The sequence below is a fragment of the Roseateles sp. GW821-FHT09H10 genome (assembly GCF_059415865.1).
The window spans coordinates 86,515-100,003 of record NZ_JBWKOB010000008.1 but is presented as its reverse complement, the minus strand read 5'-3'; the positions used below and the strand labels follow the sequence as shown (position 1 = coordinate 100,003).

Below are 13,489 nucleotides of genomic sequence, written 5' to 3'. Positions count from 1 at the left end.
GCCAGGTGGCACCTGGCCTGCCCCCCCGCCGGGGCGCAAGAAAGCCAGGGGGCGGCCCGTCGCTTTCTTGTAAACGCCCATGATAGGAATCAAGGTGGTTACACCCGGTCTCGCAGGTGACGCTCTCCCTACAATTGGCCCCCATGCGCATCCTGATTTCCAACGACGACGGCTACCTCGCGCCGGGCCTGGCGGCCCTGGTGAAAGCCTGTGAAGGCCTGGGCGAGATCGACGTCATCGCTCCCGAGCAGAACGCCAGTGGCACCTCCAATTCGCTGACGCTGAACCGGCCCCTGAACGTCTACCGTGCCGCCAATGGCTTCCGTTATGTCAGCGGCACGCCGTCCGACGGTGTCCACCTCGCGTTGAGCGGCCTGCTCGGCTACCGCCCGGACCTGGTGCTCTCGGGCATCAACAACGGCGCCAATATGGGCGACGACACGCTGTACTCCGGCACCGTCGCCGCCGCCACCGAGGGCTATCTCTTCGGCATCCCGTCGATCGCCTTCTCGCAGGCAGAGAAGGGCTGGGTCGAGTTGGAGGCCGCCGCCCGCACGGCGCGCAGCGTCGTCGAGCAGGTCATCGCCGGCGGCCTGGGGCAGAGCTTTCTGCTCAACGTCAACATCCCCAACCGGACCGACGCCGACAGCCTGCCGCGCAAGATCACCCGCCTGGGCCGCCGCCACTCCGCCGAAGCCATCATCGAGCAGATCAACCCGCGCGGCGAAACCATCTACTGGATCGGCCCGGCGGGCAATGCCCGCGATGCCGGCGAAGGGACCGACTTCCACGCCACCGCCAACGGCCAGGTGTCGATCACGCCGCTGCAGGTCGACCTGACCGAGCATTCCTCTCTCGGTGCCTGGGCCCAGCGCCTGGGTCTCTGAATGTCCACGTCCAGCCCCAAGCGCTTTCCGGCCAGCCTGAAGTCGGCGACGTCGCCGCAGCGCGAGCTGCTGATGCCGCAGCGCCATCTGCACCAGGCCACGCGCGACGCTGCTCGCCTGGCACGCCCCAGCGGCGGCGGGCTGGACAGCGGTGCCGTGCGCCAACGCATGGTCGACCGCCTGCGTGCCGAGGGCAAGTTCGACGAGCATGTGCTGGCGGCCATGGCCAGCGTGCCCCGCCACGAGTTCGTCGACAGCGCACTCGCCGCCCAGGCCTACGAGGACACGGCCCTGCCCATCGGCCATGGCCAGACCATCTCCAAGCCCTCGGTCGTCGCCCACATGCTGGGCCTGCTGATGGCCGGCGCCGGTGCGCGCCAGCGCGGCTCGCTGGGCCGCGTGCTGGAGATCGGCACGGGTTGCGGCTATCAGGCCGCCGTCATCGCCATGCTGGCGCGCCAGGTCACGTCCATCGAACGTGTGCAGGGCCTGCATGACAAGGCCAGGCTGAATCTGCAGCGCATCGGCCTGCCGCGCGCGCCGCGCCTCATCTGGGGCGATGGCCGACTCGGCCATTCGGCGAGCGGCCCCTTCGACTGCATCATCGCGGCGGCCGGCGGCGAAGACATTCCCGCGGCCTGGACCGAGCAACTGGCGCCTGGCGGGCGACTCATCGCACCGACGGCGGCCGGCGGCCGGGGGCAGGTGCTGGTGGTGCTCGACCACGTCGTCGAAGGGGGCGTCAGCCGGTGGGCGCGCAGCGAACATGAGGCGGTTCTCTTCGTCCCCCTAAAATCCGGCGTCCTCTGACGGGCCGTCGGCGCACCGCGCTACACAATCGGGTCGGCCTTCCAACGTGCACCAGCCACACGATGCCCTCAAGCCTGCGCCTTCTATTCACTGTCATCACCACCTCGCTGCTGCTCAGCGCCTGTACCGTCACGCCGCGTCTCCCCGCGCCGGTCGAGGACCGCAACCCGCAGCCGTCTGCGGTGGTGCCCGCACCTGCGGCATCGGCAGCCGCGTCGGTGCCTGAGGTCAAGCCGCCGCTGCCCGGCGCCGAGAACGCGGGCAAGGCCGGCTACTACACCGTCAAGCCCGGCGACGCGCTGATCCGCATTGCACTGGACAACGGCCAGAGCTGGCGGGATGTGGCCAAGTGGAACAACCTCGAGAACCCCAACCGCATCGAAGTGGGCCAGGTGCTGCGCGTGGTGCCGCCGGGCGTGGATGCCAGCGCCGTGACCTCCAAGCCCATCGCGGGCGCGGGCAAGGTCGAGTCGCGCCCGCTGGACGCCAAGCCGCCGGTGGCTGCCGCCAGCGCGGCCTCGTCCCCCGTCACCCCTTCCACCGCTGCGCCGGCCGCCACGGCATCTGCCTCCTCAGACGATGACAGCATGGCCTGGGGCTGGCCGGTCAGCCAGGCCATCAGCGCCGGTTTCGACGAGCAGCGCAACAAGGGCCTGGACTTCGCCGGCAAGCCGGGTGACCCGGTGCTGGCTGTCGCCGATGGTCGCGTTGTTTACGCTGGTTCGGGGTTGCGCGGCTACGGCAACTTGGTCATCATCAAGCACAACAGCACCTACCTGACGGCGTACGCCCACAACCGGGCGATGCTGGTCGAGCAGGACCAAGTCGTACGCAAAGGTCAGAGGATTGCCGAGATGGGTTCCACCGAGAGCGATACCGTCAAGCTGCACTTCGAAGTGCGCAAGCTCGGCAAGCCCGTCGATCCGGCCAAGCTGTTGCCGGCGCGCTGAGACGCCGGACAGCGAACATCCCGCAACGGGCCAGCGACCACGCCATGAAACGCGCTGCGCCCAAGCTCAACGGTCACGGCAGCCACGGCGGCGAGCCCGGCGTCATGCTGTCGGCGATGAATGGCGGCAGCGAAGCCGAGCCGGCCGCCGAAGCCAACGAGGAAGAAGGCCAGGTCCTGCGCACGGCGGGGGATGAGGTCGAGCTCGGCAATGCGCTGCAGGCCTATCTGCGCGACATCCGCCGCACGCCTTTGCTGACACCCCAGCAGGAGTTCGATACCGCCCAGGCGGCCCGCGCGGGTGATTTCGACGCCCGCCAGGCCATGATCGAGCACAACCTGCGCCTGGTTGTCAGCATCGCCAAGAACTACCTCGGCCGCGGCTTGCCGATGAGTGACCTCATCGAAGAGGGCAACCTCGGCCTGATGCACGCCATCAGCAAGTTCGAGCCCGAGCGGGGTTTTCGTTTCTCCACCTATTCGAGCTGGTGGATACGCCAGAGCATCGAGCGCGCGCTGATGCACCAGGCCCGCCTGGTGCGGCTGCCCGTGCACATCGTGCGCGAGCTCAACCAGGTGCTGAAGGCCCGCCGCGCGCTCGAGGCTCTGCAGAGCGCCAATGGCTCCGAAGGCCGAGTGCGTGCCGAAGACGTGGCCCAGGCCCTGGGCCGGCCGGTCGATGAAGTGGCGGAGCTGCTGGCCTATGCCGAACTGCCGAGCTCGCTCGATTCGCCGGTGGACCGCAACGGCGAGGGCGGCGAGTCCATGCTGGATCTCGTCGCCGACGACCAGGCCATCGACCCCATGGGCCTGCGCCTGTCGCACGAGGTCGAGGAACTGCTGCAGCACGGCCTCGCCAGCCTGAACGATCGCGAGCGCGAGGTGCTGTCGGGCCGCTACGGCCTGTCGGACCGCGAGCCCGAGACCCTGGACGTGCTGGCCATCCGCCTCAAGCTCACGCGCGAGCGCATCCGCCAGATCCAGATCGAGGCGCTGGCCAAGCTCAAGCGCAACATGATGCGTCACGGGGTCGATAGGGACAGCATCTTCTGATGGGCCGAGCGACGGGCCGCCCCTGGCTGGCCCGCATCCCCGCGTGGGATCGCTCGACGTACCCGGCGGGCGGGAGGGCTCCACTCACAGCCGGGATAATCCTGGCCCTATGAATCCAACAACGACAGACTGGCTCAAGGTCGAAAGCATCGAACTTGAGGCGCAGGGCGTGGCGCACAACGCCGAGGGCAAGGTGGTCTTCATCGACGGCGCCCTGCCGGGCGAGATCGTCAAGGCGCAGATCGCGCGCCGCAAGAACAACTGGGAGCAGGGCCAGCTCACCGAGATCAGGAAGGAAAGTCCCCTGCGCGTGACGCCGGGCTGCCCCCATTTCGGCCTGCATGCCGGTGCCTGCGGTGGCTGCAAGATGCAGCATCTGCAGGCCGGCGCCCAGGTGGCCGTCAAGCAGCGCGTCGTGGAAGACCAGCTCTGGCATCTGGGCAAGGTCAAGGCCGAGGTGCTGTTGCGCCCCATCGAAGGCCCGACCTGGGGCTACCGCTATCGCGCCCGCTTCTCGGTGCGCTATGTGCAGAAGAAGGGCGTGGTGCTGATCGGCTTCCACGAGCGCAAGAGCCGCTATGTGGCCGACATGCAGGTCTGCAAGGTCGTGCCCAAGGTCGTCAGCGACCTGCTGATGCCCATGCGCGAGCTGATCGCCAGCATGGCCGAGCGCGACCGCCTGCCGCAGATCGAGCTGGCCATGGGCGACGAGGTCATCGCCCTGGTGCTGCGCCACCTGAACCCGATGCCGGACGGCGACATCGCGCTGCTGCGCGAGTTCGCCGCCAAGCACGGCGTGCAGTGGTGGCTGCAGCCCAAGGGACCGGACACGGTCAAGCTGCTGGACGAGGGCGGCCCGGAGCTGGCCTATGCGCTGCCGGAATTCGGCATCCGCATGCCCTTCAAGCCGACGGACTTCACCCAGGTCAATCCGCACATCAACGCCAGCCTGGTTGGCCGTGCGCTGCGCCTGCTGGCGGTGCAGAAGGACGAGCGCGTCATCGACTGGTTCTGCGGCCTGGGCAACTTCACCCTGCCGCTGGCCACCCAGGCCCGCGAGGTGCTGGGCATCGAGGGCAGCGAGACGCTGGTGCAGCGCTCGCGCGAGAACGCCAAGGCCAACGGCCTGGCCCACAAGACCAGCTTCGTCGCGCGCAATCTGTTCGAGATGACGCCCGAACTGCTGGCCCTGGACGGCACGGCCGACCGCTGGCTGATCGACCCGCCGCGCGAGGGCGCCTTCGCGCTGGCCAAGGCGGTGGCGGACATCGCCCAGGATCCGTCGCTGGCGCCGGGCTGGGCGCCGCCCAAGCGCATCGTCTACGTCAGCTGCAATCCGGCGACGCTGGCGCGCGATGCCGGCCTGCTGGTCAATGTGGCCGGCTATCGCTGTACGGCGGCGAGCGCGGTGAACATGTTCCCGCATACGGCGCACGTTGAAAGCATCGCGGTCTTCGAGCGCTAGTCCGGCTCCGACCCCCGAATCCCGGCCTGCCATCGCGGCGGCCGGGATTTTTGCTTTCCGACCTCCGTGTTAGTCCGGACTCGTCGCCTGGTTTTAGTAGACAAAATAAATAAACATCGTTGTTTAGTTGTTTTGTCGAGCCGCGGACCACCGAGGCCGGCGCGAGGACTTCCACAGGAGACAAACCGGCCATGTCCATTCGAAATCCGCTGCCCCGCCTGCTGGGCGCCGCCTGCCTGGCCCTCGGCCTGGCGTCTGCCGCGTTCGCGCAGCCCAGCGTGGCCCTGCCGCAGCCGGCGCTCAAGCGCGGCGTCAACGTGCTGGGCTATGACGCGCTCTGGAGCGAGCCGGCCAAGGCACGCTTCCAGCTGCGCCATATGCAGGCCATCCGCGACGGCGGCTTCGACCATGTACGCATCAACCTGCATGCCTTCGAGCACATGGACGCCGAGGGGCGCATGCCGGCGGCGTGGCTGAAGACGCTGGATGAGATGACGGCCGCGGCGCTGAATGCCGGCCTGCAGGTCATCTTCGACCAGCACAACTTCATGGACTGCGCCAAGGAGATCGACAGGTGCCGCACGCGGCTCAAGGCCTTCTGGCGCCAGCTGGCGCCACGCTACAAGGATGCGCCCGACGCCTTGCTGTTCGAGATCCTGAACGAGCCGAATGGCGCGGCGGACGCGGTCTGGAACGACATGCTGGCCGAGAACCTGGCCATCATCCGCGAGAGCAATCCGAAGCGGCGCGTCGTCGTGGGCCCGAAATTCTGGAACTCGCTGGATCACCTGGACAGCCTGAAGCTGCCCGAGGCCGACCGCAACCTGGTCGTGACCTTCCACTACTACACGCCGATGGAGTTCACCCACCAGGGCGCGTCGTGGACGCCGCAGTTCCAGAAGCTGTCCGGCGTGACCTGGGGCACCGCCGCCGAGCTCGACAAGCTCAAGCAGGACTTCGACCGCGTCAAGGCCTGGAGTCAGCGCACCGGCCGGCCCGTGCTGCTGGGTGAATTCGGCGCGCTGGAGACGGCGGGCATGGGGCAGCGCGTCGCCTGGACGGCGGCCGTTGCCCGCGCGGCCGAGGCGCGCGGCTTCGGCTGGAGCTACTGGCAGTTCGATTCGGACTTCATCGCCTGGGACATGAAGGCGGATGGCTGGGTCAAGCCCATCCTGAATGCCCTGGTGCCGGTGCCGGGTGCGCCGGTTGTCCAGGCGGCGCGCAGCAGCGATCCGGCGCTGGATCACCTGATCAACTCGGCCAAGTCCAGCGCCTGGTCGGTCTACGGCGACGGCCAGTCCACCCAGCAGGTGGCCTGCGAGGCCTCGGGCAAGACCTGCCTGCGCGTCGACCTGCAGGGCAAGCGTGCCAACCCCTGGGACAACGGCGTCATCGCGCCCATCACGGCCGACATCCGCAAGGGCGACAAGCTGCAGGTGCTGGTCTGGATGCGCCTGGACACGGAGGACGCCAAGGCCAAGGTCAACGTGCCGCTGTCGCTGCAGCTGAATGCCGCGCCCTACACGGCCCTGCTGTCCGGCGTGGCGACGCTGACGAGCAAGCTCGAGCCCGTGGTGCTGAACGGCACCGCCCAGGACAACCATGCGGCCGGCACGGTGATGCTGTCAGCCCATGTCGGGCAGGTCGGCCAGCCGATCTGGGTCAGCGCGCCCTTCGTGCTGCGCAACTACACACCAGCCAAATAGGCAAAAACAAAGGCGGCCCGCGGGCCGCCTTTGTCATGGTGGGGAGGGAATCAGTCGCGCTCGCCGCCGAAGATGCCGAGCAGTGACAGCAGGCTCTGGAACACGTTGTAGATGTCCAGGTAGATGGCCAGCGTGGCGCTGATGTAGTTGGTCTCGCCGCCGTCCAGCACGCGCTTGATGTCGTACAGCATGAAGGCCGAGAACACGCCCAGCATCAGCACCAGGATGGTCAGCATCAGGGCCGAGGACTGCAGGAAGATGTTGGCGATGCCGGCAATCATCAGGATGACGGCGCCGACGAACAGGAACTTGCCCATGCCGGACAGGTCGCGCTTGATGACGGTGGCGAGGCTGGCCATCGCAAAGAAGATGGCTGCCGTGCCGCCGAAGGCCGTCATGACGAGGCTGGCGCCGTTGCGGTAGCCCAGCACCTGGGCGATCAGCCGCGACAGCATCAGGCCCATGAAGAAGGTGAAGCCCAGCAGGGCGACGACGCCCATGCTGCTGTTCTTGGTCTTCTCGATGACGAACATCAGGCCGAAGGCGCCGACGAAGAACACCAGCGTGCTGATGCCGAAGCCCATTTTGGCCATGAAGCCGGTGGAGACGCCGATCCAGGCGCCCAGCACCGTCGGCACGAGCGACAGGGCCAGCAGCCAGTAGGTGTTGCGCAGCACGCGCTGGCGGTCGACGGCCAGGCCGCTGCCGGCGTAGCCGTAGGAAGTTTGCAGACTCTCGTTCATGACGATGCTCCGGGGGGGCGAATAGACCGCGGAATTCTAGGCTCCCGCAGGACCGCTACATTGGGGCCTATCCCTTGGAAAGCAAGACCATGAAGCAACAAGCCCAACTCGAACTCGCAGACGTCAAACGCATCGCCGCCGCCGCCGAGGCCCACGCCCTCGGCAAGGGCTGGGCCGTGTCCATCGCCATCGTCGACGCCGGCGGCCATCTGCTGTGGCTGCAGCGCCTGGACGGCGCCTCGCCCAGTTCCGCGATGTTCGCGCCCGCCAAGGCCCACACGTCAGCCCTGGGTCGGCGTGAATCCAAGATCTACGAAGACATGATCAACGGCGGCCGCCAGTCCTTCCTCAGCGTGCCCGGCATGCACGGCCTGCTGGAAGGCGGCGTGCCCATCCTCGTCGACGGCCAGTGCGTCGGCGCCGTCGGTGTCAGCGGCGTCAAGTCCAGCGAGGACGCCGAGATCGCCAAGGCCGGCATCGCCGCCCTCTGAGGCGGCGCTTCGATCGACACTTTCAGGCGTCACGAAGCCGTCGCGGGGCGGTCACGAAGCCTCCGTACTAACCCCAGTCGGCTATACTCGATGGGTTTACCTGAACCCACCTGCTGCCCGGCGAAAACCTCCTCGGTTTCCTCAAGTTGATCCGCTCCCTTCGGGCGGGTTGATGCTGGGCACGCGCCCCACTTGCGGAGACCCTTGTGCTGACCGACCTGCTCCATCCCCCTCAAGCGATTCTGGCTCTGGCGGATGGGACGGTGTTCCGAGGCCAGTCCATCGGCGCCACCGGCCAGACGGTGGGCGAAGTGGTGTTCAACACGGCCCTGACCGGCTATCAGGAAATCCTCACCGACCCGAGCTACTGCAAGCAGATCGTCACGCTGACGTATCCGCACATCGGCAGCTATGGCATCAGCGAGGAAGACGTCGAAGCCAGCAAGGTGTTCGCCGCCGGCCTGGTCATCAAGGACCTGCCGATCCGCGCTTCCAATTTCCGTTCCGGCAAGACGCTGGACGCCTATCTGCGTGAGCAGGGCACGGTGGGCATCGCGGGCCTGGACACGCGCCGTCTGACGCGCGTGCTGCGCACCAAGGGCGCGCAGAACGGCTGCATCCTGGCCCTGGCCGCCGGTGAAGCCCTCACGCAAGCCCTTATCGACACGGCCGTCGCCGCCGCCAAGGCCGCGCCGTCCATGGCCGGCCTGGACCTGGCCAAGGTGGTCAGCCGCACCGAGAGCGAAACCTGGACCCAGACCGAGTGGAAGCTCGGCAGCGGCTACGGCAAGCAGGCCAGCCCGAAGTTTCATGTCGTCGCCTATGACTTCGGCGTCAAGAGCAACATCCTGCGCATGCTGGCCGAGCGCGGCTGCAAGGTCACCGTCGTGCCCGCGCAGACGCCCGCCAGCGCCGTGTTCGACCTGGAGCCGGACGGCGTCTTTCTGTCCAACGGCCCCGGCGACCCGGAGCCCTGCGACTACGCCATCAAGGCCACGGCCCAGCTGATCGAGTCCGGCATCCCCGTCTTCGGCATCTGCCTGGGCCACCAGATCCTGGCCCTGGCCAGCGGTGCCAAGACCTTCAAGATGAAGTTCGGCCACCACGGCGCCAACCACCCGGTCAAGGACCTGGACAGCGGCCGCGTCGGCATCACCAGCCAGAACCACGGCTTCGCGGTCGACCCCGAGACGCTGCCGGCGAATCTGCGCGCCACGCACGTCAGCCTGTTCGATGGCACGCTGCAGGGCATTGCCCGCACCGACAAGCCGGCCTTCAGCTTCCAGGGCCACCCGGAAGCCAGCCCCGGCCCGCATGACATCGCCTATCTGTTCGACCGTTTCATTGGCCTGATGTCCCGCGCCTGAGGAGCCTCGCATGTTCGGCATCACCGACCTCGGCACCTACCTCGCGGCAGCGATCTTCATCATCCTGCTGCCGGGGCCCAATTCCCTGTACGTGCTGTCCGTCGCCGCCCAGCGCGGCGTGCGCGCCGGCTACGTTGCGGCCTGCGGTGTTTTCGTGGGTGATACGCTGCTGATGACGGCCGCGGCCGCCGGCGGCGCCTCGCTGCTGATGGCCAGCCCGCAGATCTTCTTCGTCGTGAAGATGGTGGGTGCGGTCTATCTCGCGTGGATCGGCATCCAGCTGCTGCGCGGTGGCATGAAGAGCTGGCGTGGCGAGGCTCAGGCGTCAGAAGCGCCGCGCGTCGTCGATGCCAGCCAGCCTTTCCGCAAGGCCCTGGTGGTCAGCTTGCTGAACCCCAAGGCCATCGCCTTCCTGCTGTCCTTCTTCATCCAGTTCGTCGATCCGGCCTATCCGCATCCGGCGCTGACCTTCCTGATCCTGGGCGCCATCATCCAGGTGCTCAGCTTTGTCTATCTGTCGACGCTGATCTTTGCCGGTGCCCGCCTCGCGGCGGCCTTCCGTGCGCGGCGTCGACTCTCTGGCGCCGCCAACGCGGGCGTCGGTGCACTTTTCGTTGGGTTCGGGGCCAAGCTGGCCACGGCCACGCTCTAAGAAGACTCGCAAGCCATGCCAAAACGTACAGACCTCAAGAGCATCCTCATCATCGGCGCCGGCCCGATCATCATCGGCCAGGCCTGCGAGTTCGACTACTCGGGGGCCCAGGCCTGCAAGGCGCTGCGCGAGGAGGGCTACAAGGTCATCCTGGTGAACAGCAACCCGGCGACCATCATGACGGACCCGGACACGGCCGACGTCACCTACATCGAGCCCATCACCTGGCAGGTCGTCGAAAAGATCATTGCCAAGGAACGCCCCGACGCGGTGCTGCCCACCATGGGCGGCCAGACCGCGCTGAACTGCGCCCTGGACCTGCACAAGCATGGCGTGCTGGCCAAGTACAAGGTCGAGATGATCGGCGCCAACGAGGTCGCCATCGAGAAGGCCGAGGACCGTCTCAAGTTCAAGGACGCGATGACCAAGATCGGCCTGGGTTCGGCCAAGTCGGGCATCGCGCACACGCTGGAAGAGGCCTGGGCGGTGCAGAAGCACATCCACGCCGAGATCGGCGGCAGCGGCTTCCCCATGGTCATCCGCCCCAGCTTCACGCTGGGCGGCACGGGCGGCGGCATCGCCTACAACCCGGAAGAATTCGAGACCATCTGCAAGCGCGGCCTGGACCTCTCGCCCACCAACGAGCTCCTCATCGAAGAGAGCCTGATCGGCTGGAAGGAATACGAGATGGAGGTCGTCCGCGACAAGGCGGACAACTGCATCATCGTCTGCTCCATCGAGAACCTGGACCCCATGGGCATCCACACCGGTGACTCCATCACCGTGGCCCCTTCGCAGACGCTGTCGGACAAGGAATACCAGCTGCTGCGCAACGCATCGCTGGCCGTGCTGCGCGAAATCGGCGTGGACACCGGCGGCTCCAACGTGCAGTTCTCCATCAACCCGAAGGACGGCCGCATGGTCGTCATCGAGATGAACCCGCGCGTGTCGCGTTCGTCTGCACTGGCCTCCAAGGCGACGGGCTTCCCCATCGCCAAGGTCGCGGCCAAGCTGGCCGTGGGCTACACGCTGGACGAGCTGAAGAACGACATCACCGGCGGCGCCACGCCGGCGTCCTTCGAGCCCAGCATCGACTACGTCGTCACCAAGATCCCGCGCTTCGCCTTCGAGAAGTTCCCGATGGCCGACTCGCGCCTGACGACGCAGATGAAGTCGGTGGGCGAGGTGATGGCCATGGGCCGCACCTTCCAGGAATCCTTCCAGAAGGCCCTGCGCGGCCTCGAGACCGGCATCGACGGCCTGACGGAGCGTTCCAATGACCGCGAAGAGATCGTGCAGGAGATCGGCGAAGCCGGCCCCGAGCGCATCCTCTTCCTGGCCGACGCCTTCCGCATCGGCATGACGCTGGACGAGATCTACGAAGAGACCGCGGTGGACCCGTGGTTCCTGGCCCAGATCGAGCAGCTCATCCAGATCGAAGGCGCGCTCAAGGGCCGCACGATGGAGTCCATCACCGAGGCCGAGCTGCGCCTGCTCAAGACCAAGGGCTTTTCTGACAAGCGCCTGGCCAAGCTGTTGGGCACCAACCAGCACGAAGTTCGCGCCCGCCGCGTCGCGCTGAACGTGCGCCCGGTCTACAAGCGCGTGGACACCTGCGCCGCCGAGTTCTCGACGCAGACGGCCTACATGTACTCGACCTACGAAGGCGAGGGCGCCGAGTGCGAGGCCGCACCGACGGACAAGAAGAAGATCATGGTGCTGGGCGGTGGCCCGAATCGCATCGGCCAGGGCATCGAGTTCGACTACTGCTGCGTGCACGCGGCCCTCGCCATGCGCGAGGACGGCTACGAGACGCTGATGGTCAACTGCAACCCCGAGACCGTCTCGACCGACTACGACACCAGCGACCGCCTCTACTTCGAGCCCGTCACGCTGGAAGACGTGCTGGAGATCGTCGACAAGGAAAAGCCGGTCGGCGTCATCGTGCAGTACGGCGGCCAGACGCCGCTGAAGCTGGCCCTGGACCTGGAGCGCGCCGGCGTGCCCATCATCGGCACGACGCCCGACTCCATCGACATCGCCGAGGACCGCGAGCGTTTCCAGAAGCTGCTGCACGAGCTGGGCCTGAAGCAGCCGCCCAACCGCACGGCGCGCACCGAAGATCAGGCCGTCCTGCTCGCCAACGAGATCGGCTACCCGCTGGTCGTGCGCCCCAGCTATGTGCTGGGCGGCCGCGCGATGGAGATCGTGCACGGCGACAAGGACCTGGAGCGCTATATGCGCGAAGCGGTGCGCGTCAGCGAGAAGTCGCCCGTGCTGCTGGACCACTTCCTGCAGGACGCCGTCGAGGTCGACGTCGACTGCATCTCCGACGGCACCGACACGATGATCGGCGGCATCATGGAGCACATCGAGGCCGCCGGCATCCACTCCGGCGACTCGGCCTGCTCGCTGCCGCCCTACACGCTGGCCGCCGACGTGCAGGACGAGCTGCGCCGCCAGACCGCGGCCATGGCCAAGGCGCTCAAGGTCATCGGCCTGATGAATGTGCAGTTCGCCATCCAGGGCGACGTGACCAAGGGCCTGTCGGCCTGCACGATCTATGTGCTGGAAGTGAACCCGCGCGCCTCACGCACGGTGCCTTACGTCTCCAAGGCCACCGGCCAGCAGCTCGCCAAGATCGCCGCCCGCTGCATGGCCGGCCAGAAGCTCAAGGACCAGCGCGACCGCAAGGGCCGCGTGCCGGCCGAGGTCATCCCGCCTTACTTCAGCGTCAAGGAAGCCGTCTTCCCCTTCAACAAGTTCCCGGGTGTGGACCCCATCCTCAGCCCCGAGATGCGTTCGACCGGTGAAGTCATGGGTGCCGCCAAGACCTTCGGCGAGGCCATGCTGAAGAGCCAGATCGGCGCCGGCTCGCGCCTGCCGCGCCAGGGCAATGTGCTGATCACGATCAAGAACAGCGACAAGGCCCGCGCCGTCGCCATCGCCAAGGACCTGCACGAACTGGGCTTCGGCATCGTCGCGACCAAGGGCACGGCGGCCGCCATCACGGAAGCCGGCGTGCCGGTCAAGCTGATCAACAAGATCAAGGACGGCCGTCCGCACATCGTCGATGCGCTCAAGGGTGGCGACATCCAGCTCGTCTTCACGACGGTGGACGAGACCCGCACCGCCATCGCCGACAGCCGCTACATCCGCCAGGCCGCGCTGGCCAATCGCGTGACGTATTACACGACCATGGCAGGCTGCGAAGCCGCGGTCGAAGGCATGAAACACCGTGACGGCCTGACCGTGCAATCCCTGCAGGAACTGCACGCGGAACTCGCCTAAAATTGCGTTCAACGATTCCGCCGCAGCAGCCCGTTCATCCGGGCCGCAGCGGCGGAACTCTTTTTGCCTATTGAG

The 13,489-nt window shown here is 67.1% G+C and carries 11 protein-coding genes; 10 read left to right on the top strand and 1 reads right to left on the bottom strand.

The window, feature by feature from the left end:
• The first annotated feature begins 143 nt into the window (after window positions 1-143).
• The 6 genes from surE (at window position 144) to AC07OY_RS27870 (ending at window position 6,870) form a co-directional block, all read left to right on the top strand.
• Window positions 144-887, top strand: coding sequence for a 5'/3'-nucleotidase SurE (gene surE, locus AC07OY_RS27895; RefSeq protein WP_495045870.1), 744 nt, complete (start codon window positions 144-146; stop codon window positions 885-887).
• Window positions 888-1,697, top strand: a complete 810-nt coding sequence (locus AC07OY_RS27890) for a protein-L-isoaspartate(D-aspartate) O-methyltransferase (RefSeq protein WP_495045869.1) — start codon at window positions 888-890, stop codon at window positions 1,695-1,697.
• A gap of 62 nt (window positions 1,698-1,759) precedes the next feature.
• On the top strand, window positions 1,760-2,647 hold the full coding sequence (locus AC07OY_RS27885; protein WP_495045868.1) for a peptidoglycan DD-metalloendopeptidase family protein: 888 nt from the start codon (window positions 1,760-1,762) through the stop codon (window positions 2,645-2,647).
• 104 nt (window positions 2,648-2,751) lie between these two features.
• Window positions 2,752-3,699, top strand: a complete 948-nt coding sequence (rpoS, locus tag AC07OY_RS27880) for an RNA polymerase sigma factor RpoS (RefSeq protein ID WP_495045943.1) — start codon at window positions 2,752-2,754, stop codon at window positions 3,697-3,699.
• 109 nt (window positions 3,700-3,808) lie between these two features.
• Window positions 3,809-5,164 carry a 23S rRNA (uracil(1939)-C(5))-methyltransferase RlmD gene (gene rlmD / locus AC07OY_RS27875; protein ID WP_495045867.1) on the top strand — a complete coding sequence of 452 codons (1,356 nt, stop codon included), beginning with the start codon at window positions 3,809-3,811 and terminating at the stop codon, window positions 5,162-5,164.
• Window positions 5,165-5,355: 191 nt separating this feature from the next.
• Window positions 5,356-6,870 (top strand): glycoside hydrolase family 5 protein, encoded by a 1,515-nt coding sequence (locus tag AC07OY_RS27870; RefSeq protein ID WP_495045866.1) that lies wholly within the window; start codon window positions 5,356-5,358, stop codon window positions 6,868-6,870.
• Between the two features lie 50 nt (window positions 6,871-6,920).
• Here the strand turns inward: AC07OY_RS27870 and AC07OY_RS27865 are convergent, their stop codons facing one another.
• Window positions 6,921-7,613 (bottom strand): Bax inhibitor-1/YccA family protein, encoded by a 693-nt coding sequence (locus AC07OY_RS27865; RefSeq protein ID WP_495045865.1) that lies wholly within the window; start codon window positions 7,611-7,613, stop codon window positions 6,921-6,923.
• 89 nt (window positions 7,614-7,702) lie between these two features.
• On the opposite strand from AC07OY_RS27865, the gene AC07OY_RS27860 reads away from it, so the two are divergent.
• From AC07OY_RS27860 to carB, 4 genes are all read left to right on the top strand, one after another.
• Window positions 7,703-8,104, top strand: a complete 402-nt coding sequence (locus tag AC07OY_RS27860; protein WP_495045864.1) for a GlcG/HbpS family heme-binding protein — start codon at window positions 7,703-7,705, stop codon at window positions 8,102-8,104.
• A gap of 206 nt (window positions 8,105-8,310) precedes the next feature.
• Window positions 8,311-9,471: a glutamine-hydrolyzing carbamoyl-phosphate synthase small subunit gene (carA, locus tag AC07OY_RS27855; RefSeq protein WP_495045863.1), complete on the top strand. Its 1,161-nt coding sequence runs from the start codon at window positions 8,311-8,313 to the stop codon at window positions 9,469-9,471.
• 10 nt (window positions 9,472-9,481) lie between these two features.
• Entirely contained in the window at window positions 9,482-10,123 is a 642-nt protein-coding gene (gene leuE, locus AC07OY_RS27850; protein WP_495045862.1) for a leucine efflux protein LeuE, read from the top strand.
• A gap of 15 nt (window positions 10,124-10,138) precedes the next feature.
• Entirely contained in the window at window positions 10,139-13,414 is a 3,276-nt protein-coding gene (gene carB / locus AC07OY_RS27845; protein ID WP_495045861.1) for a carbamoyl-phosphate synthase large subunit, read from the top strand.
• Window positions 13,415-13,489: the final 75 nt, after the last annotated feature.

Bases quoted from the DNA above. Each gene is read 5' to 3' on its own strand.
- surE (WP_495045870.1), top strand. From the start codon at position 144: ATGCGCATCCTGATTTCCAACGACGACGGCTACCTCGCGCCGGGCCTG.
- AC07OY_RS27890 (WP_495045869.1), top strand. From the start codon at position 888: ATGTCCACGTCCAGCCCCAAGCGCTTTCCGGCCAGCCTGAAGTCGGCG.
- AC07OY_RS27885 (WP_495045868.1), top strand. From the start codon at position 1,760: ATGCCCTCAAGCCTGCGCCTTCTATTCACTGTCATCACCACCTCGCTG.
- rpoS (WP_495045943.1), top strand. From the start codon at position 2,752: ATGCTGTCGGCGATGAATGGCGGCAGCGAAGCCGAGCCGGCCGCCGAA.
- rlmD (WP_495045867.1), top strand. From the start codon at position 3,809: ATGAATCCAACAACGACAGACTGGCTCAAGGTCGAAAGCATCGAACTT.
- AC07OY_RS27870 (WP_495045866.1), top strand. From the start codon at position 5,356: ATGTCCATTCGAAATCCGCTGCCCCGCCTGCTGGGCGCCGCCTGCCTG.
- AC07OY_RS27865 (WP_495045865.1), bottom strand. From the start codon at position 7,613: ATGAACGAGAGTCTGCAAACTTCCTACGGCTACGCCGGCAGCGGCCTG.
- AC07OY_RS27860 (WP_495045864.1), top strand. From the start codon at position 7,703: ATGAAGCAACAAGCCCAACTCGAACTCGCAGACGTCAAACGCATCGCC.
- leuE (WP_495045862.1), top strand. From the start codon at position 9,482: ATGTTCGGCATCACCGACCTCGGCACCTACCTCGCGGCAGCGATCTTC.
- carB (WP_495045861.1), top strand. From the start codon at position 10,139: ATGCCAAAACGTACAGACCTCAAGAGCATCCTCATCATCGGCGCCGGC.